Here is a 19,420-nt window from a genome sequence, read left to right as displayed (position 1 = left end):
ATCGCGCATGGGCGAAGTTCGCTACATTGGATGCTTCATTTCAGGAGCCACCAATGACGACCACCGCACCAGCCAATCCCCTCGTGTTTCGCAGCGAGTTCGAACACGTCGGCCTCGACGAATCCGAGACCATCCACGCCCTCCAAACCGTGTTTGCCAATATGGCCAAGAAGGTGGCGGATGCCGAAGGCCACGCCAGCCGCGCCGTCCACGCCAAGGGCCACGCCCTGGTGCGCGGCAAGCTGACCGTGCTGGACAACCTGCCGCCGCAACTGGCCCAGGGCCTGTTCGGCAAGGCCGGTACCTATGACGTGCTGCTGCGATGGTCGTCGCCACCGGCCGAGCAGCTGCCGGATGGCGTCTCGACCCACCGCGCCGTGGCAATGAAGGTGCTGAACGTGCCGGGCGAGCGCTTCGACACGGCCAAGAGCGGCAACTCGCAGGACTTCCTGATGGTGAACGGCCCGGTGTTCTCGGCGCCCGATCCGCAGGGGTTCCTGAAAAGCGTGAAGATGCTGGCAGCGACCACCAACGCATCGGAAACCGGCAAGAAGATCATCTCGGCCGTGCTGCGCACCGCTGAAAATGCACTGGAAGCGGTCGGTGGCGAGAGCGGCATGCTCAAGGCGCTGGGCGGCGAACCGCAGCACCATCCGCTGGGCGAAACCTACTTCAGCCAGACGCCATACCTGTACGGCCAGTACATGGCCAAGCTGTCGCTGGCGCCCGTCGCGCCTGAACTGCTGGCGCTCGATGGCGCATCGATCAAGACCGAAGACGACGCGCAGCGCCACGCGATCGGCTCGCACTTCGCGTCGCAGGGCGGCGAGTGGGAACTGCGCGTGCAGCTGAACGTCGATGTCGAGAAGATGCCGATCGAGGATGCCTCGGTCGAGTGGCCACAGGAACTGAGCCCGTTCATCGCCGTGGCGCGCGTGCGCTTGGCCCCGCAAACCAGCTGGGATGCGTCGCTGGAAAAGCTGGAAGACGAAATCGCCTACGACCAGTGGAACTGCCTCGTCGAACACCGCCCGCTCGGGTCAGTCAACCGCGCGCGGCGCCAGGTGATGGCCACCTCGCGCGAATTCCGCTCGGAGTTCAACCGCTGCCCGATCCACGAGCCGTCGGCATAACGATGCTGTGACTACCGGGCCACGATCAAGCGTAGCCCCAGTCCGATGAACACCGCCCCCGCGATCCGGTCGAGCCACATGCCGGCCGTGGGGGTGCGATTGAGCCAACCGCCGATCGTGCCCGAGAAGTAGCCGAGCAGGCCGAAGATCACGGCCGCCTGCAGCGTGAAGACCAGTCCAAGCACACCGATCTGCAGATTGGCGTCGCCACGCGCCGCGACAACGAATTGCGGCAGGAACGACAGAAAAAACAGCACCACTTTCGGATTGATCGCCGCAGCCACCAGGCCTTTGGCGAACAGGCGCTGCGCCGATTCGTTCGACAATCTCTCACCAGAGACGCGCGCACCGCCACGGCTGCGAATCGCGCCCCAGCCCATCCAGATCAGGTACAGACCACCCGCGACCTTGAGCGCCGTGAACGCCGTCGGTGATGCCGCGATCAACGCACTGACGCCAATGACGGCCAGAAGCGTGTGACTAAGACACCCGAAGGCGCAGCCAAGCCCGAAGGCCACGCCGCGCAGGCGCCCCTTGGCGATGCCGGTGCTGAGCACCATCAGATTGTCGGGCCCGGGAGAGAGCGTGATCAGGATGGCGGCGGCAAGAAAACCGAAGAGCTGTTCGGGCGAAAGCATGGTGGCGGCGAGATGAAGAAAGGGCGAACAGCATAGCGCATGTTCGCCCTTCGTCAAGCATCCCGCAGTGCGGGTTCAAGCGCTCATCACGCCTTCTTGCAGCTCAGTTCCTTGGCGTTCTCGCCCCACTTGATGGTGACCTTGCCATTCTGTTCCTTGAACTGTTCGCCGCGGTTGCCGTAGGCGACGCCGTTGTCGCTTGGCTCGCCGCGCAGCAGCACGTGTTCCTTGTTGCGCGCTGCGACCATCGACGCTGGTGTGGTCTCGAGGAAGAAGGCGGTGATCTTGCTCTTGTCGCTGCAGGTGTACTTCACCGGGCCCTTGGCCTTGGTGACCTTGTAGGCCGTCTGCAGCTGCATCGCGCGGGTGCCGTAAGCATTGTTGATGCAGGTGGTCATGTCCTTGGCATCGGCGCATTGCTTGACGCCGTCCCACCACTTGGTGTGCTGTTCCTGCAGGGTCTTGCCGGCGCCGGCATCGATTTTTTCCAGCGCTGCGCGGTACATCGCGTAGATCAGGCCTTCCGATTCAGCGGAGCCGGGATGGCCGCAGACCTTGGCTTCGGCCGAGCCGATGCCCTTGGCGCAAAAGCCTGGCATCGAGACAGCTTGCGCGCCGATCGGCAGGGCGAGGGCGGCGGCGAGAACGAGAAGTTTTTTCATGAGGATTCCTTATGGTGGTGGTCGCGGCGCATTGATGGGGGGGCGCCGTCGTGAATTGGGTCAGGCGGATTTGTTCGGAATTTTGCTCAGGTCGAGCTCAATCCAGGTCGGCGTGTGGTCGCTGGGCTTTTCGCGTCCGCGCATGAATTTGTCCACGCCGGCCGCCTTGAGTGCCGGCGCAAGTGCAGGGCTCAGCAGCAGGTGGTCGATGCGCAGGCCAGCGTCGCGCCCGAACGCGTTGCGGAAGTAATCCCAGAACGTGTAGATCGTCTCGTCGGGATGCAGCGCGCGCAGGGAATCGAGCCAGCCCTGTTCCATCAGGCGCCCGAAGGCAGCGCAGGTCTCGTCGCGAAACAGCGCGTCGTCGACCCAGCGCTCAGGCTTGTAGACATCGCGCTCGGTCGGGATCACATTGAAGTCGCCGGCCAGCACGGCCGGCACGCCGGCGGCGAGCAGCTCCAGGCCGCGCAGGCGCAGGCGCTCCATCCAGGCCAGCTTGTAGTCGTATTTGGGGCCGGGCGCCGGATTCCCGTTTGGCAGGTACAGGCAGGCGATCAGGATGCCCTGGTAGGCCACCTCGAGGTAGCGGCTTTGCTCGTCGGCGTCGTCGCCCGGCAGGCCGCGCTGCACTTCCTGGGCCGGCTCGCGCGTGACGATTGCGACGCCATTCCAGCTTTTCTGCCCGTGCCACAGCGCGTGATAGCCGGCCGCTTCGATCGCCGCGATCGGGAATTTCTCTTGCGGCGCCTTAAGTTCTTGCAGGCACACGACGTCGGGCTTGCGCTCCTCGAGATAGTGCAAGAGGGCGTCCAGCCTGCTGTTGATACTGTTGACGTTGTAGGTAGCGAGCAGCATGGGATGTTCCGGATTCGTGACGGGTCATTATGACAATATTGCGTCGGATCGGTCGCACGCCTCATCGGGCGGCTATCGGTTCATATATGCGAAACAGTATTATCTTATGGCGAATAATTAGTTTTTCCATATAACTGTTTGTTCTATACTACGATCATCGAATATTGTTGCTGGAGATTTTTGCATGATCAACCGCCGTTCCCTCATCCTGTGCGCCGTTGCGCTGGGTAGTTCGCTCACCATGGGCCTGGCTAAAGCCGACCAGCTGGCCGACATCAAGAAAAAAGGCCAGATCGTGTTCGGGGTGCTTGGCACCGATGAACCGAACAGCTTCATCGACCCGAAGACGCGCCAGCTGGTGGGCTACGAGATCGACGTCGCTACCGCCGTGGCCAAGAAAATCGGCGTCAAGCCGGTGTTCAAGCAGCTGGCCGTGTCGGCCCGCATCCCCGAGCTGCAGCAGGGCCACGTCGACATCCTGGCGGCCACGCTCACGCATAACAAGGAACGTGAAGCGCAGGTCGACTTCGCGCTGACGCATTTCGTCACCGGTTCGAAGGTCATGGTGCGCAAGAACAGCGGCATCACGGCGCTGCCGCAACTGGCGGGCAAGAAGGTTGTCACGGTCCGCGGCGGCACCCAGGAAACCAATATGAAGAAGGCCGTACCGACGGCCAGCATTGTCACCTTCGAGAATACCCAGCAAGCGTTCCAGGCACTGCGCCAGGGCAAGGGCGCGGCCTACGTGAACGACGAGTCGTCGCTGCTGGCCGACTACGGCAAATTGGGCCCGGCCGCGAAAGACTTCGTGATCCTGCCGCAGTCGATCGGCGTCGAGCCGATCGCCCTCGGTCTGCGCAAAGGCGAGGCGGGGCTCAAGACGGTCGTCGACCAGGCGCTGCGCGAGCTCGAAGCCAATGGCGCGGCCGAAAACCTGTTCGTCAAGTGGTATGGCCCCGGCACGCGCGCCAATATCGCCAAGCGGACCTTCAAGATCAGCACTGACAAGATCTGACCTTGGCGCTGTTCGATCCGACCATCCTGCAATCCGGCGAGTACCATGACTGGCTGGTGCAGGGCTTCATCCTGTCGATCCAGCTGACCGTGATCAGCTTTGCCTTCGCGCTGCCGTTCGGCGCGCTGGTGGCGGTGATGCGCACGTCGACGTCCGGGCTGCTGCGCGCGGTCGGCACCACGCTCGTCGAATCGATCCGCAACGTGCCGCTGCTGGCGCACCTGCTGTTCTGGTATTTTGCCTTCCCCGAGCTGCTGCCCGAGGGCCTGCGCGAGATCCTGTACGCGAACAATCCCGAAGTGGTGTGCGCCGTCATCGCGCTCACGCTCTACAGTGGCGTGCACATGGCCGAGGATATCCGCAGCGGGATCCGCGCGGTGCCCGCGACCCAGCTGGAAGCAGCCCGTTCGCTGGGCCTGGGGCGCGCCGCGGCGGTGCGCCTCGTGCTGCTGCCGCAGGCGCTGCGCGCTTCGGTGCCGCCGCTCTTGTCGCAGACGGTCAATCTGTGGAAGGACACCAGCGTGGCCACCGTGATCGGCGCGGCCGAGATGATGTACCAGGCCGCGCGCGTCGAGACGGCGAGCTTTCGCAGCCTGGAAGCGTTCACCTTCGCCACGCTGGCTTACCTGACCGTCTCGTTGATCATCTCGGCGGCGGCCTACCTGTTCCAGCGCCGTTATCCGGTGCGCACGGCGGCTTGACCATGAAAGTGTCCCGATGCTGGAACTGATCGATACCTACTGGCTGTACTTCCTGGTCGGTCAATACCCGGACGGCCCGCTGGGCGGCCTGGTGCTGACCATCCTGCTGTCCGGCGCCGCGCTGGTGCTGGCGATGCCGCTCGGCCTGATGCTCGGCATCGCGCGCGTGAGCCGCCGCCGCGTCGTCAGCCTGCCGGTGGGCGCGTTCGTGCAGCTCGTGCGCGCCGTGCCGCTGCTGCTGGTGCTGTTCTGGGTGTATTTCTTCTTGCCGGCCGTGACCGGCGTGAAGACCTCGCAGGCAATGACGATGCTGATCGTGCTGGTGGTGTTCGACAGCGTGTATCTGGCCGAGATCGTGGCGGCGGGCATCCGCGCGCTGCCGAAAGGGCAGCTCGAAAGCGCCCGCTCGCTGGGCCTGGGCTACGGCCAGGCGCTGCGCCATGTCGTGCTGCCACAGACCTTGCGCCACGGCCTGCCGTCGATCGTGAACCAGCTGGTCTCGACGATCAAGGCGACCTCGCTCGGGTACATCATTGGCCTGTCGGAAGTCTCGTTCATCGCCACCCAGATCAACACGCTCGTGTTCACCCGGTCGGTGGAGGTGTACCTGATCCTGGCGCTGACCTATTTTTTGCTGTGCTTCGGCCTGTCGCGCCTGGCCTTCCTGCTCGAACGGCGCCTGCAGCGGCGGCCGGTCGGTGCCAGCTGAATTCTTGAAAGAAGCGAACGATGATCGTTCTCGATAACGTCAACAAGTATTACGGTGACTATCACGCGCTGGTGGGGATCACCGAGCGCGTCGAAAAAAATGAAGTGCTGGTCGTCTGCGGACCATCGGGGTCGGGCAAGTCGACGCTGATCCGCACGCTCAACCGGCTCGAAGACATCGACGGTGGCCGCATCGCCATCGACGGGCGCGACATCCATGCCAAAGGCTTTGACGTGAACGCGCTGCGCGCCGGCATTGGCTTCGTGTTCCAGCAGTTCAACCTGTTTCCGCACCTGACGGCGCTCGAGAACTGCATGCTGGCGCCGGTGCAGTTAAAGCGCGCCAGCAAGGCCGAGGCCAGGGAACAGGCGATGGCGCTGCTCGACCAGGTGGGCCTGGCCCACAAGGCCGGCGCCTATCCGGACGCGCTGTCCGGCGGCCAGCAGCAGCGCGTGGCGATTGCCCGCGCGCTGGCCATGCGGCCTTCGATCATGCTGTTCGACGAACCGACCAGCGCGCTCGATCCGGAGATGGTGGGCGAGGTGCTGCAAGTGATGCGCTCACTGGCGCAACAAGGAATGACGATGGTCTGCGTGACCCATGAGATGGGGTTTGCGCGCGACGTGGCCGACCGCATCTGGTTCATGGCCGAAGGTAAAATCCTCGAAAAGGGCACGCCCGGCGACTTCTTCGCCAACCCGCAGCATCCCCGCGCCATCCAGTTTCTCGCCGATCGCAACCGCAACTAGCGGCCTCTCAGGCGGGCATGCACAGTTTCGTGGACGCCGTGCACATGCAGGGTAGCGGTTTGGTATTTATAATGGGTAGCCAAAAGGCAGGTCCGGGCCTGCCGATCATGCTTTTCCCTTTGCCTTTCCCTTTGCCGATGCCGGCTTCCTTTTACCGTGCCACTTGAAGCTTTTCCGCGATGACGTCCAATTCCGCCAACTTCGATGAAGATGCACGCCTCGCCGTGCTCGATTCCTTCGGCATCCTCGATACGCCGCCGGAACGCTCGTTCGATGACGTGGTGCGCCTGGTCAGCCAGCTGCTCGACGCGCCGATCGCCGCCGTCAACCTGATTGCGCGCGGGCGCCAGTGGTTCAAGTCGGAGATCGGCCTTGGCACGCGCGAAATGCCGCTCGATAATTCGATCTGCCGCCACGCCCTGCTGGAGCAAGAGCAGATGATCGTGCCCGACACCCAGGACGATCCCCGCTTCAGCTGCAATCCGCTCGTCACGGCCGATGGCGGCCTGCGCTTTTATGCCGGCGCCGTGCTGCGCACGCGCGACGGCGTACCGCTCGGCACCTTGTGCGTGCTCGACAAGAAACCGCGGCCGGAAGGGCTGACCGAGCAGCAGCAGTTCATGCTCACGACGATGGCGCACCAGGTCATGAGCCAGATCGAACTGCGCCGGGCGCTGACGGACCAGGAAGCGCTGAACGAGGCACTGCGCCGCGCTGACCAGCGCAAGGATGAATTCCTCGCGATGCTGGCGCACGAATTGCGCAATCCGCTGGCGCCGATCGTCTCGGCGGCCACGATGCTGTCGAACTTCGAGCTCCAGCCAGGCATGGTGCAGCGCGCCGCCGACATCATCGCGCGCCAGGCCGGCCACATGACGTCCCTGATCGACGACCTGCTCGACGTGTCGCGCGTCACGCGCGGCAAGGTTGAGCTCGAATTCGTCGAACTCGACCTGAAGGATGTTCTGGCCGACGCGGTCGAACAGGTACGGCCGCTGATCGAGAAGCACGGCCATCGGCTGGTGCTCGAGGCGGCGCCGGCGCCGGCGCTGGTCGTGGGCGACCGCAAACGCTTGGTGCAGGTCATGACCAATTTGCTCAGCAATGCGGCCAAGTACACGCTCGAGGGCGGGCGCATCGAGGTGCGCCTGGCCACGCGCGGCGCGCTGCTCGACCTGGCGATCCGCGACGACGGCATCGGCATGTCGCCCGAGTTGATCGCCAGCGCGTTCGACCTGTTCTCGCAGGGCACGCGCGGGCTGGATCGCAGCCAGGGTGGTCTGGGCATCGGCCTGGCGCTCGTGCGCAGCCTGCTCAAGCTGCATGGCGGCGAAGTGACCGCCGCCAGCGACGGGCCGGGCTGCGGCAGCACGTTCCGGGTCACGCTGCCGCTGTCGTCGCGCGCCACCGCCGCCGCGCCGGCTATCGGGACCGACACGCCGCAGGGCAATCCAGCCGCGCTGCGCATCGGCGTGGTCGACGACAATGAAGACGCCGCCGTGACGCTCGCGTTGCTGCTCGAGACGCTGGGCCACACGGTATCGGTTGCCCATTCGGCGCGCGCCGCGCTGGACGTGCTGCCGCTGTTCGAGCCGGACGTGTGCCTGCTCGATATCGGCCTGCCCGAGATGAATGGGTTCGAACTGGCACGGACGCTGCGCGCCAGGCCCGGGACCGACCATGCGATCCTGATCGCGGTCACCGGCTACGCGCAGGAGAAAGACCGCGCCGAAGCACGCGCCGCAGGCTTTCACGACCTGTTCGCCAAGCCGGTCGACCTCGAGGTACTGGGCGCGGCGCTGGTGCAGATCGAACGGCGCCGGCGCTAGCCTGCTGTGCGACGGGGTCCGCGTGCGTCAGGCAGAATTTGTTTCTGATTCACGCACAAAGGACACACCATGACACAGCGCTACCAACCGATCACCCGCCTGGGCCTGGGCGGCACGGGCTTTGGCGACATGTACCACGCCACCAGCGACGAAGGAGCCCAGGCGACCGCCGACGCCGCATGGGACGCCGGCATCCGCTACTTCGATACCGCGCCGCATTACGGCGCCGGCCTGTCCGAACACCGCTTCGGGCATGCACTGCGCCGGCGCCCGCGCGCCGACTACACGCTCTCGACCAAGGTTGGCCGCCTGCTGGCCCCATCCAGCCCGGGCGAAATTGCCGCGCCGTTCGTCGGCGCCTTGCCCTTCAAGCGGGTCATCGACTACACTGCCGATGGCGCGCGCCGCTCGGTGGAAGACAGCCTGCAGCGCATGGCGCTGGCGTCCATCGACATCGTCTATGTGCACGACCTGTCGCCCGACATGTTTGGCGACCAGTTCGACCATTACTACCGGATCGCATCCGGTCCGGGCGGCGCCTTCGAAGGTTTGACGAAGCTGCGCGAAGAGGGCGTCATCAAGGCCTGGGGCCTGGGCGTGAACACGGTCGAACCATGCCTGCGCGCGCTGCGCGACGCCGACCCGGATATCTTCCTGCTGGCCGGGCGCTACACGCTGATGGAAACAACGCCGCTGGCCGAGCTGTTCCCGCTGTGCGCCGAGCGCGGCGCAAAGGTCGTCATCGGCGGGCCATTCAATTCAGGCTTCCTGGCCGGCGGGCCGAATTACGATTACGGCCCGGCCGATGCGGACAAGCTGGCGCAGCGCGACCGCTTGCGCAAAGTAGCGGTCGACCACGGCGTCGACCTGGCTGCCGCCGCGCTGCAGTTCGGCCTGGCCCACCCGGTCGTCGCCGCGACCATCCCGGGCGCGAGCAGCCCCGAACACCTGCGGCGCAATGCGGTGTTGATGGAGATGGCGATCCCGAAGGCATTCTGGGAAGCGCTGCGCACCGAAGGCCTGGTGGCCGAGGACGCGCCGCTACCGTAACGTTCCCTGCAGTAGAAAAGCCGGGGTCAGGTCTGACATTTGGACACGATCTCGGCAGTTGGGCAGCAAAAAGCCGGGGTCAGGTCTGACATTCGGACACGGTCTCGGCAGTCGGGTAGCCGGATTAGTCGGAAGTAGCTGTCACAGTGCAATGCTAGTGTTGGTCAAGACACTATTGGGCGTGACTAAGGCTGAGTTCGTGTCCGAATGTCAGACCTGACCCCAGCTGTGTGACCCCAGCTGTGCACCTGACCCCAGCTGTACACCGGCCGCGCAGCTGTGATCCGGCCGCGCGATATCGGCCAGCATTGCATCGGAAGGCTTAGAACCCTTCTTCCGGCGTCAGATAGCGCCACTGACCAACCGGCAGGTCGCCCAGCTTGACGCGCCCGATCCGCACGCGCTTCAGGCCGAGCACCTTCAGGCCCACCATATCGCACATGCGCCGGATCTGGCGTTTGCGGCCTTCCTTCAGCGTGAAGCTCAGCTGGTCTTCGTTCTGCCAGCGCACCTTGGCTGGCAGCAGCGGTTTGCCATCCATCCACAGGCCGTGTTTCAGCTTCTTGAGTTCACTGTCGGGCAGCGTGCCCGGCTTGGTGTACTCCACGCGCACCAGGTATTCCTTCTCAATTGACGTCGTCTCGCCAATGAGCTGCTTGGCGATGCGGCCGTCCTGCGACAGTACCAGGAGGCCCACCGAGTCGATGTCCAGGCGTCCGCAGGGCACGAGGCTGCGCAGCTGGGTCGGGTGGAACTGCTCCGTCGACGGATCGTCGGCCCAGCGATTTTCGGGCCGGATCAGCGCCACGGCCGGCGTGTAGCCGTCTTCGGCCTGGCCGCTGACGTAGCCGACCGGCTTGTGGATCAGCACCGTGACGCGCTTGGACTGCTCGGCGGCGGCCTGGCGCTCGACCGTGATGCGCTGCGTCGGCAGCACTTTGCTGCCCAGCTCCGACACCACCTGGCCGTCCACCCGCACCCAGCCGCGCGCAATCCATTCATCGGCCTCGCGGCGCGAGCACAGGCCCAGTTCGGACATTCGTTTGGAGAGGCGGAGCGGTTCGGTCATTGTCAAAGCTTTTCGGTGGAGGAGTCAATATCAGATCTTGAGCGCGTCGAGCAGGTCGGTTTCGAGCTGGACCTGGATGCGCGGGTTATTCAGGGCAGGGCCGTCGACGAGGAACACGTCTTCGACGCGCTCACCCAGCGTCATGATCTTGGCGGTGTGCAGGTTGATGCGGTAGCGCGTCAGTACACTCGATACTGCATACAGCAGGCCCATGCGATCGTTCGCAGCAATCGACAGCACGTGGAACTGGCCCCGTTCGTCAGGCCGCACTTCGACCGTCGGGGTAATCGGGAACGTGCGCGACATGCGCGACAGGCGCCCGCGGCACGGCGGCGGCAGCGGTTCCTGCGACACCAGCAGGGCGCTCAGCTCATGCTCGATCAGGTTGATGATGTCGCGGTAGCTGCCGGCGAAGTGTTCGTCGGCCACCATGAAGCTGTCGAGTGCATAGCCGTGGCGCGTCGTGTGGATCTTGGCGTCGAGGATCGAGAAATCCTTGCGGTCGAAGTAGCTGCAGATGCGCGCGAACAGGTCGGGTTGATCCTTGATGTACACGGCCACCTGCAGGCCTTCGCCGATCGGCGCCAGGCGCACCCGCACCACGGGCTTGTCGCTGTCGACCTTGTCGTGCAGCGCGCGCGTCTGCCAGGCGATGTCGGACGCGTCGTGGCGCAAAAAGTACGCGACGTCCAGCTGCTTCCACAACGCTTCGTGCGCATCGACCGGCAAGCCAAACAGGCGCAGCGTGGCCAGCGCCTCTTTCTGGCGCGCGCGCAGCTCGCGGTCGGCCGAATGCGGTTCGCCCCCCAGCACGCGCAGCGTCGTCTTGTACAGGTCCTCCAGCAGCTTGGCCTTCCACGCGTTCCAGACCTTGGGGCTGGTGCCGCGGATGTCGGCCACGGTGAGCAGATACAGCGCCGTCAGGTGGCGTTCGTCCTTGACCACCGCAGCAAACGCCGCGATGACGTCGGGGTCGGACAAGTCCTGCTTTTGCGCGACCTGCGACATCGTCAGGTGCTGCTCGACGAGGAACACCACCAGTTCGGTGTCGGTCTCGGTCATGCCATGGCTGCTGCAGAACTGGCGCGCGTCGTCCATGCCGAGTTTGGAGTGGTCGCCGCCACGGCCCTTGGCGATATCGTGGAACAGCGCGGCCACGTACAGCACCCAGCGATCGCGGAAGTCGGCGATCAGCTGGCTGCAGAACGGGTATTCGTGCGCGTGTTCGGGCATCGTGAAGCGGCGCAGGTTACGCACCACCATCATGATGTGCTGGTCGACCGTGTAAGCGTGGAACAGGTCGTGCTGCATCTGCCCGACGATCTTGCGAAACGCCGGCAGGTACCGGCCCAGGATGCCGAATTCGTTCATGCGGCGCAGCGCATGCACCATGCCACGCGGCGCCTGCAGCACGCGAAGGAACAGCGCCTTGTTGACCGGATCGGCGCGATACGCGTCGTCGATCCGGGTGCGGGCATGCCACAGCGCGCGGGTCGCGCGCGCGGTCATGCCCTTGATGTCGTGGCGCTCGGTCATCACGACGAACAGCTCGAGAATCGCAGTGGGCGTCTGCTCGAACGTGTCGTCCTGCGCGATGTCGATCAGGTTCCCCATCTGCAAAAAGTGGGCGCTGATCGGGAAGGCGACGGCCGGCTGCGGGAACAGCTGGGCCTCGATATTCTGCAGCAGGATCGTGTTGAGCTGCGTGACGGTCTTGGCGGCCCAGTAGTAGCGCTGCATCAGCAGTTCGCTCGGGCGGCGCACGTTCGGCCCATCGTCGGTCTCGACCAGGCCCAGCGTGTTGGCAATCGCCGTCTGCACGTCGAACACCAGGCGGTCTTCGCGCCGCCTGGTGTGCAGGTGCAGGCGGATGCGGATGTCCTTGAAGGCGCTTTCCTTTTCCATCAGCTGGCGCGCTTCCATGCGCGTGATCAGCTCGCGCGTGGCGAGCTGGCCCCAGCTGTCGGCCAGGCCCGCGGCCTTGGCCACCCACATGATCACCTGCAGGTCGCGCAGCGCGCCCGGGCTTTCCTTGACGTTCGGTTCGAGCGCGAACGCCGTGTATTCGTGCTTGGCGTGGCGCAGGCGCATCTCGGCCGTCTTGGCCCGGAAGAACGCCTGCGGGTCGAGCGCCTCGCGGTAGCGCTGCTGCAGCGTGTCGAACAGCGGCTCGTTGCCGGTGACCAGGCGCGCTTCGAGCAGGCTCGTTTGCACGGTGATGTCGGCCGCGGATTCGATCAGGCATTCGTCGACCGTGCGGATGCTGTGGCCGATCTCCAGGCCCAGATCCCACAGCAGCTGGACCAGGCCTTCCAGGCGCGCCTGCGTGATCGCGTCCGGCGGGGCGGCCAGCAGGATCAACAGGTCGACGTCGGAATACGGAAACAGCTCGCCGCGCCCGTAGCCGCCCACGCCCACCAGCGCGGTGCCCGCGGGCAGGCCGGCCGCCTGCCAGGCGTCGATCAGCACCGCATCGACGACCTGGCGCAGGTTGCGCAGCAGTTTTTCGGGCATGCCGTCTTCGTGGAACGCCTGGAACACGAGCTGGCGCTCATTCTTGAGGCGCTGGCGCAGCGTGGTGCGGACAGTGTCCAGGCGTTCGGCGTGACCCATGGCCGGCTCCTTATGCCGCCGCAGCGGCAGGGGCAAACGCGGCGAAATCCGGCCCGAGCAGGGGCAGGGCGATCGCCGGCGGCGGCGGGCTGCCGGCCGACAGCGTCAGTACTTCGACGCCGGTCTCGGTCACCAGCACCGTGTGTTCCCACTGCGCCGACAGGCTGCGGTCTTTCGTCTTGATGGTCCAGCCGTCCGGCATTTCCTTGATGTCGCGCTTGCCGGCATTGATCATCGGCTCGATCGTGAAGATCATGCCGGGTTGCAGGACTTCGAGCGTGCCCGGGCGGCCGTAGTGCAGCACTTGCGGCTCTTCGTGGAACGAGCGGCCCACGCCGTGGCCGCAGAATTCGCGCACGACGCTGTAGCCGTTCTTTTCGGCGTGCTGCTGGATTGCGTAGCCGATGTCGCCCAGGTGCTTGCCCGGCTTGACGGCGGCGATGCCCAGCCACATGCATTCAAAGGTGACTTCGGCCAGGCGGCGCGCCATGATCGACGGTTCGCCGACCAGGTACATGCGGCTGTTGTCGCCGTGGAAGCCTTCCTTGGTGATCGGCGTGATGTCGATGTTCAGTGCGTCGCCGCTCTTGAGCACGCGGTCGCCCGGGATGCCGTGGCAGATCACGTCGTTGAGCGAGGCGCAGATCGAGCCCGGGAACGGCGGGTAGCCGGGCGGGGCGTAGTTGAGCGTGGCCGGAATCGTGCCTTGCACGTTGACCATGTATTCGTAGGCCAGGCGGTCGAGCTCGCCGGTGGTGACGCCGGGCTTGACGAACGGAGTGATATAGTCCAGCACTTCCGAGCCGAGGCGGCAAGCGACGCGCATGCCGTCGATTTCTTCGAGGGTCTTGATGATGGTGGCCATAGGAGAGTCGTATCCTGCGTGGTATCGGGTGAGCGCCCGGCGACCGGGGTGGCAATGGTCGGGGCAGTATGGCCGTCATTATAAGGGATGTCGCGCCGCTGCTGTAAGGCGGCGGGAGGCGCCTGCCTGGCCGGGCTGCGATTGCACGCTTGAATAATGCTGACAATTCCGCTAGAATCTCGGGTTGCTCGGATTCACATCGTGCAACGTTGTAAAAATAAAGTTTTTTAATTGATAGAAATCGCGAATGTGGCCCTAAAAGGGTGCCTGCTTGGTGACTGGCCACATTCAAGACCCAACCCTGGAGAATTACATGTCCGTTACTATGCGCGAAATGCTGGAAGCCGGTATTCACTTCGGCCACCAGACCCGTTTCTGGAATCCAAAGATGGCACCGTTCATCTTCGGTCATCGCAACAAGATCCACATCATCAACCTGGAAAAAACCATGGCGATGTATCAGGATGCGATGAAAACCATCAAGCAGATCTCCGCCAACCGCGGCACGATCCTGATGGTCGGCACCAAGCGTCAGGCTCGCGACATCATCGCAGCTGAAGCGCAACGCGCCGGCGTCCCATACGTCGACCAGCGCTGGCTCGGTGGCATGCTGACCAACTTCAAGACCATCAAGACGTCGATCAAGCGCCTGAAGGAAATGGAAGTCCTGGTCGAAGACGGCTCGGTCGAGAAGATGTCGAAAAAAGAAGCGCTGATGTTCTCGCGCGAAATGATCAAGCTGCAAAAGTCGATCGGCGGCATCAAGGATCTGGGCGGCGTGCCAGACGCGATCTTCGTCGTTGACGTCGGCTACCACAAGGGTACGATCACCGAAGCCGGCAAGCTGGGCATCCCGGTCATCGGCATCGTCGACACCAACCACTCGCCAGAAGGCGTCACCCACATCATCCCGGGTAACGACGACTCGTCGAAAGCCATCAGCCTGTACGCACGCGGCGTTGCCGATGCGATCATCGAAGGCCGCGCCAGCGCGACCAACGAAGTGGCTGACATGGTCAAGGCAGCCGGCGGCGACGACTTCGTCGAAGTTTCCGAGCAGGCATAAGTGATGGCAGGCCATGTGCCTGCTGCCACATAGAAGGGGGCGCCGTACTGTCGAGCCCCCCTTTTTTTAAGCTAAATACTTGCAGAACGCACAATTTGAGCGGACTGCGCCCCTGGATACACATTTAGGAGAACACACTATGGCAGCTATTACTGCAGCAATGGTTGGCGAACTGCGCGCCAAGACCGATGCACCAATGATGGAATGCAAAAAAGCACTGACCGAAGCCGACGGCGACATGGGTCGTGCTGAAGAAATCCTGCGCGTCAAGCTGGGCGGCAAGGCATCGAAGGCATCGGCACGCGTGACCGCTGAAGGCGTTGTTGCTACCTATATTTCGGGCAACGTCGGCGCGCTCGTCGAAGTCAACAGCGAAACCGACTTCGTCGCGAAGAACGATGATTTCCTGGCCATGGTCAACCTGGCAGCACGCCTGGTCGCCGAAAACAACCCGGCTGACGTCGCTGCACTGGCAGCCCTGCCGCACGAAGGCGGTACCTTCGACGACGTCCGTACTGCCCTGATCGGCAAGATCGGCGAGAACATGACCGTGCGTCGTTTCCAGCGTTTCGAAACCACCGGCAAGCTGGCGTCGTACCTGCACGGCACCCGTATCGGCGTCATCGTCGATTTCGAAGGTGCGGACGAGCAAGTCGGCAAGGACCTGGCCATGCACATCGCTGCCATGAAGCCAGTCGCTCTGTCGTCGGAGCAAGTGCCAGCAGAAATGATCGAAAAAGAGCGTTCGGTTGCTGAACTGAAAGCCAAGGAAGATGCCGACAAGGCAGTCGCCGAAGGCAAGCAGCCACAATCGGCTGACATCGTCGCCAAGCGTGTCGACGGTTCGGTGCAGAAGTACCTGAAAGAAGTCTCGCTGCTGAACCAGGCGTTCGTCAAGAACGACAAGCAGTCGATCGAACAGATGATCAAGGCGGCAAACACCACCGTCAAGGGCTTCACCATGTACGTGGTGGGCGAAGGCATCGAGAAGAAGGTCGACGACTTCGCAGCTGAAGTCGCAGCACAGATGGCTGCCAACAAGCAGTAATCAAACAAACGGGCCGTGAGGCCCGTTTTTGTAGGGTGGGTCGGGCCGCGTAGGCCGGGCCGCGCAGGCGGCTACGCCGTCCGCGCGGTGATGGTTGGCAGCACGATGATGGGGCGGCGGTCGGAGCGGGTTTGGTTTGGTATCCGAACGTAAGTTTTGCAGGATGAATATTGCGCCTCCGTTATCATTCCGGATGACCGCGTAGCCAACGATCACCGCGTGGACGGCGCAGCCGCCCACCCTACGTAGCGCGCCCCAAGCCGTACCCGCTTTACAATCCCATCCGTCCCGCAACGGATGAGACCCGCCCACGAGGCGCCGGTCAGCCCCGAATTCGAACCACAGAACCATCCTATAGGAGCCGCTTCATCATGACAAAACCAGCTTACCAACGTGTCCTTCTGAAACTGTCTGGCGAAGCACTGATGGGCGACGATCAGTTCGGCATCAACCGCGCCACCATCGAACGCATGGTGGCCGACGTGGCCGAAGTGGCCAAGCTGGGCGTGCAGATCGCGGTCGTCATTGGCGGTGGCAACATCTTCCGCGGCGTCGCTCCCGGCGCCCAGGGCATGGACCGCGCAACCGCCGACTACATGGGCATGCTGGCCACCGTCATGAATGCGCTGGCACTGGCGGACGCGATGCGTCACGTCGGCATCACCGCCCGCGTCATGTCGGCGATCGCCATCGAGCAGGTCGTCGAACCCTACGTGCGCCCGAAAGCGCTGCAATACCTCGAAGAAGGCAAGGTCGTCGTGTTCGCCGCCGGTACCGGCAATCCGTTCTTCACGACCGATACGGCTGCTGCCCTGCGCGGCGCCGAGATCTCGGCCGAGATCGTCCTGAAAGCCACCAAGGTCGATGGCGTCTACAGCGCCGATCCGAACAAGGATCCAACCGCGACCCGCTACGAAAGCATCACGTTCGACGAAGCAATCTCGAAGCACCTGCAAGTGATGGACGCCACCGCGTTCGCACTGTGCCGCGACCAGAAACTGCCAATCAAGGTGTTTTCCATCGTCAAGCCTGGCGCGCTCACGCGCGTGATCATGGGCGAAGACGAAGGTACACTGGTCCACGTCTAAATTAACTGAACAACAGGAGAGCAGCATGTCCTTAGCTGACGTCAAGAAAAACGCACAAGACCGCATGGTCAAGTCCATCGAAACCCTGCGCGCCGACCTGGCCAAGGTCCGTACCGGCCGCGCCCACACCGGCATTCTGGATCACGTCACGGTCGACTACTACGGTTCGCCAACGGCGCTGCCAATGGTTGCCAACCTGACCCTGGTCGATGCCCGCACGATCGGCGTCCAGCCATTCGAAAAGAAGATGCTGGCAGCCATCGAAAAGGCCATCCGCGATGCCGACCTGGGCCTGAACCCGTCGTCGCAGGGCGAAATGATCCGCGTGCCGACCCCGCCGCTGACCGAAGAGCGCCGCAAGGAAATGGTCAAGCTGACCAAGTCCGAAGGTGAAGACGCGAAAATTGCCGTGCGTAATATCCGTCGCGACGCCAACGAAGCGTTGAAGAAAATGGTCAAGGACAAGACCGCATCGGAAGACGACGAGCGCCGTTCGTCCGACGAAATCCAGAAGCTGACCGACAAGGCCGTGGCCGACATCGACAAGCTGCTGAGCGAAAAAGAAAAAGAAATCCTGACGGTGTAAGCAGGCATTTCATCGGCAAGCCCCCGGGCTTTCCTGCGGACCGGCCCCGGCAACTTGCCGCGGCCGGTCCGCGTGCCTTATGATTGGCCAATTGCGCAATGCCAGGTGCAATTCTGTAGCGCGGTTCTCTGGCGCAGTTTTATGGAAATATGATGTTCAAAAGCTCGACCACCGCCGTTCCCGTCACGTCCGCCGTGCCACGTCATATCGCCATCATCATGGACGGTAACGGCCGCTGGGCAACCAAACGCTTGCTGCCGCGCGTGGCCGGCCACGTCAAGGGCGTCGAAGCCGTGCGCGGCGTGGTCGAAGCCTGCGTCGAGCGCGGCGTCGAGTACCTGACGCTGTTCGCGTTCTCGTCCGAGAACTGGCGCCGTCCGGCCGACGAAGTCTCGCTGCTGATGCGCCTGTTCGTGACGGCGCTCGAGCGTGAAGTCGCCAAGATGCACGCCAATAATATCCGCCTGAAAGTGGTGGGTGACCTGAGCCGCTTCGACGCCAAGCTGCAGGACATGATCGCCAACGCCGAGCGCCGTACGGCCGGCAACACGCGCCTGACGGTTACCGTGTGCGCGAACTATGGCGGGCGCTGGGATATCATGCAGGCAACCGGCAAGATGGTGAAAGCCAACCCCGGCGTCACCGAGTTCAGTGAAGAGATGCTGGCGCCGCACTTGGCGATGGCGTATGCGCCTGAGCCCGACCTGTTCATCCGCACCGGCGGCGAAGAACGCATTTCGAATTTCCTGTTGTGGCAGCTGGCATATGCCGAGCTGCACTTTACCGACACCTTCTGGCCTGACTTCACGCCAAAGGCGCTGGACGAGGCGATTGGCTCCTACCAGGAGCGCGAACGGCGCTTTGGCCAGACCGGCGCCCAAGTAGCGAAGAAGACCAACTAAATGCTCAAGACCCGGATTCTCACCGCACTCGTCCTGCTGGCAGTCCTGCTGCCGGTTTTATACTCCAACAATTACACGGCGTTTGCGGTGGTGGCCTGCGTCTTTTTCGGCGCCGCGATCTGGGAATGTTTTCGCCTGTTTAATCCCGGCGCCCGTAGCGCACTCCTGATCGCCGGCGCCTGGACGCTGGCCTTTGCCTACGCGTTCTTCGTGCGCGAGCAGGGCAACCCGACCTTCTGGTTCGGCATCGGCGTGCTGCTGTGGGCGCTGCGCTTTGCGCCCACGCTCAAGGTCGGCCTGCCGCCGTTGTCCAGCACGCCCAATACCTTGCTGAGCTTGCTGTATGCGATCTCGCTGGTGGCCTGTTTCGTGGCCATCGTCTACCTGTTCAATTATTCGGCCGTGCTGCTGCTGTCGGTGCTGGCGATCGTCTGGGCCGCCGACATCTTTGCCTATGTCTGCGGCAAGACCTTCGGCAAGCGCAAGCTGGCGCCGAGCATCTCGCCGGGCAAATCGTGGGAGGGCGCCATCGGCGGCGGACTCGTCACGCTGGTGCTGGCCGCCTGCACGGTGCTGTTCGGTGGCGAAGCCTTCGCAGGCACGTTCGCCGTGCGCGTGCAGGCTGGCCTGGGCTGGCTCGGCATGTTCGCCGTGATTGCCCTCATCGTGGTTGCCAGCGTCGTTGGCGACCTGTTCGAATCCCAGCTCAAACGCCGCGCCGGCGCCAAGGACAGCAGCAACCTGCTGCCGGGCCACGGCGGCGTGCTGGACCGGATCGATGCACTCGTGCCGGTCCTGCCACTGGCGGCGCTGATCGCCACCTGGCTCTAGAAGGAAGTTCA

18 protein-coding genes and 1 pseudogene are annotated in these 19,420 nt (G+C 63.7%); 13 read left to right on the top strand and 6 right to left on the bottom strand.

Annotated features, from left to right (window positions below; genetic code table 11):
- Window positions 1–53: 53 nt before the first annotated feature.
- Window positions 54–1,133, top strand: a complete 1,080-nt coding sequence (locus tag AC56LV_RS07310; protein ID WP_499556703.1) for a catalase family protein — start codon at window positions 54–56, stop codon at window positions 1,131–1,133.
- An 11-nt stretch (window positions 1,134–1,144) separates the two neighbouring features.
- Here the strand turns inward: AC56LV_RS07310 and AC56LV_RS07305 are convergent, their stop codons facing one another.
- The 3 genes from AC56LV_RS07305 to xth all read right to left on the bottom strand — a co-directional run bounded on the left by AC56LV_RS07305 (window position 1,145) and on the right by xth (window position 3,288).
- Entirely contained in the window at window positions 1,145–1,771 is a 627-nt protein-coding gene (locus AC56LV_RS07305) for a LysE family translocator (RefSeq protein WP_499556702.1), read from the bottom strand.
- A gap of 86 nt (window positions 1,772–1,857) precedes the next feature.
- Complete coding sequence (locus AC56LV_RS07300) at window positions 1,858–2,433, bottom strand: MliC family protein (RefSeq protein WP_183553002.1); 576 nt, start codon at window positions 2,431–2,433, stop codon at window positions 1,858–1,860.
- A 60-nt stretch (window positions 2,434–2,493) separates the two neighbouring features.
- On the bottom strand, window positions 2,494–3,288 hold the full coding sequence (gene xth / locus AC56LV_RS07295; protein WP_499556701.1) for an exodeoxyribonuclease III: 795 nt from the start codon (window positions 3,286–3,288) through the stop codon (window positions 2,494–2,496).
- 184 nt (window positions 3,289–3,472) lie between these two features.
- Between xth and AC56LV_RS07290 the strand changes: the two genes are divergently transcribed.
- The 6 genes from AC56LV_RS07290 to AC56LV_RS07265 all read left to right on the top strand — a co-directional run bounded on the left by AC56LV_RS07290 (window position 3,473) and on the right by AC56LV_RS07265 (window position 9,341).
- On the top strand, window positions 3,473–4,303 hold the full coding sequence (locus AC56LV_RS07290; RefSeq protein WP_499556700.1) for a transporter substrate-binding domain-containing protein: 831 nt from the start codon (window positions 3,473–3,475) through the stop codon (window positions 4,301–4,303).
- Between the two features lie 2 nt (window positions 4,304–4,305).
- The gene (locus AC56LV_RS07285; RefSeq protein ID WP_499556699.1) at window positions 4,306–5,004 is read left to right on the top strand and encodes an amino acid ABC transporter permease; all 699 of its coding nucleotides are present in this window, start codon (window positions 4,306–4,308) and stop codon (window positions 5,002–5,004) included.
- A 16-nt stretch (window positions 5,005–5,020) separates the two neighbouring features.
- A complete protein-coding gene (locus AC56LV_RS07280; RefSeq protein ID WP_499556698.1) occupies window positions 5,021–5,713 on the top strand; it encodes an amino acid ABC transporter permease in 693 nt (230 codons plus the stop codon).
- A 20-nt stretch (window positions 5,714–5,733) separates the two neighbouring features.
- Window positions 5,734–6,462, top strand: coding sequence for an amino acid ABC transporter ATP-binding protein (locus AC56LV_RS07275; protein ID WP_499556697.1), 729 nt, complete (start codon window positions 5,734–5,736; stop codon window positions 6,460–6,462).
- 179 nt (window positions 6,463–6,641) lie between these two features.
- The gene (locus tag AC56LV_RS07270) at window positions 6,642–8,291 is read left to right on the top strand and encodes a hybrid sensor histidine kinase/response regulator (RefSeq protein ID WP_499556696.1); all 1,650 of its coding nucleotides are present in this window, start codon (window positions 6,642–6,644) and stop codon (window positions 8,289–8,291) included.
- A gap of 69 nt (window positions 8,292–8,360) precedes the next feature.
- On the top strand, window positions 8,361–9,341 hold the full coding sequence (locus AC56LV_RS07265) for an aldo/keto reductase (RefSeq protein ID WP_499556695.1): 981 nt from the start codon (window positions 8,361–8,363) through the stop codon (window positions 9,339–9,341).
- Between the two features lie 322 nt (window positions 9,342–9,663).
- Here the strand turns inward: AC56LV_RS07265 and AC56LV_RS07260 are convergent, their stop codons facing one another.
- The 3 genes and pseudogenes from AC56LV_RS07260 to map form a co-directional block, all read right to left on the bottom strand.
- The gene (locus AC56LV_RS07260; RefSeq protein ID WP_258834513.1) at window positions 9,664–10,410 is read right to left on the bottom strand and encodes a pseudouridine synthase; all 747 of its coding nucleotides are present in this window, start codon (window positions 10,408–10,410) and stop codon (window positions 9,664–9,666) included.
- Between the two features lie 30 nt (window positions 10,411–10,440).
- Window positions 10,441–13,023: a [protein-PII] uridylyltransferase gene (locus AC56LV_RS07255; RefSeq protein ID WP_499556694.1), complete on the bottom strand. Its 2,583-nt coding sequence runs from the start codon at window positions 13,021–13,023 to the stop codon at window positions 10,441–10,443.
- A 10-nt stretch (window positions 13,024–13,033) separates the two neighbouring features.
- Window positions 13,034–13,918 (bottom strand): annotated as a pseudogene (gene map / locus AC56LV_RS07250) (type I methionyl aminopeptidase); the annotation flags it as partial.
- A 283-nt stretch (window positions 13,919–14,201) separates the two neighbouring features.
- Between map and rpsB the strand changes: the two are divergent.
- The 6 genes from rpsB (at window position 14,202) to AC56LV_RS07220 (ending at window position 19,409) form a co-directional block, all read left to right on the top strand.
- Window positions 14,202–14,954, top strand: coding sequence for a 30S ribosomal protein S2 (gene rpsB / locus AC56LV_RS07245; RefSeq protein ID WP_183552980.1), 753 nt, complete (start codon window positions 14,202–14,204; stop codon window positions 14,952–14,954).
- Window positions 14,955–15,093: 139 nt separating this feature from the next.
- Entirely contained in the window at window positions 15,094–16,002 is a 909-nt protein-coding gene (tsf, locus tag AC56LV_RS07240) for a translation elongation factor Ts (RefSeq protein ID WP_183552978.1), read from the top strand.
- 371 nt (window positions 16,003–16,373) lie between these two features.
- Window positions 16,374–17,090, top strand: a complete 717-nt coding sequence (gene pyrH, locus AC56LV_RS07235; RefSeq protein WP_183552976.1) for a UMP kinase — start codon at window positions 16,374–16,376, stop codon at window positions 17,088–17,090.
- Between the two features lie 25 nt (window positions 17,091–17,115).
- On the top strand, window positions 17,116–17,676 hold the full coding sequence (gene frr, locus AC56LV_RS07230; RefSeq protein ID WP_258834509.1) for a ribosome recycling factor: 561 nt from the start codon (window positions 17,116–17,118) through the stop codon (window positions 17,674–17,676).
- A 149-nt stretch (window positions 17,677–17,825) separates the two neighbouring features.
- Window positions 17,826–18,578, top strand: a complete 753-nt coding sequence (gene uppS / locus AC56LV_RS07225) for a polyprenyl diphosphate synthase (protein WP_332531600.1) — start codon at window positions 17,826–17,828, stop codon at window positions 18,576–18,578.
- Window positions 18,579–19,409: a phosphatidate cytidylyltransferase gene (locus AC56LV_RS07220; RefSeq protein ID WP_499556693.1), complete on the top strand. Its 831-nt coding sequence runs from the start codon at window positions 18,579–18,581 to the stop codon at window positions 19,407–19,409.
- The last annotated feature ends 11 nt before the right edge of the window (window positions 19,410–19,420 follow it).

This window comes from Telluria sp. RB2R28, assembly GCF_059685835.1.
The sequence above is the reverse complement of the archived record's forward strand: the minus strand, read 5'-3'. Positions and strand labels throughout refer to the sequence as shown.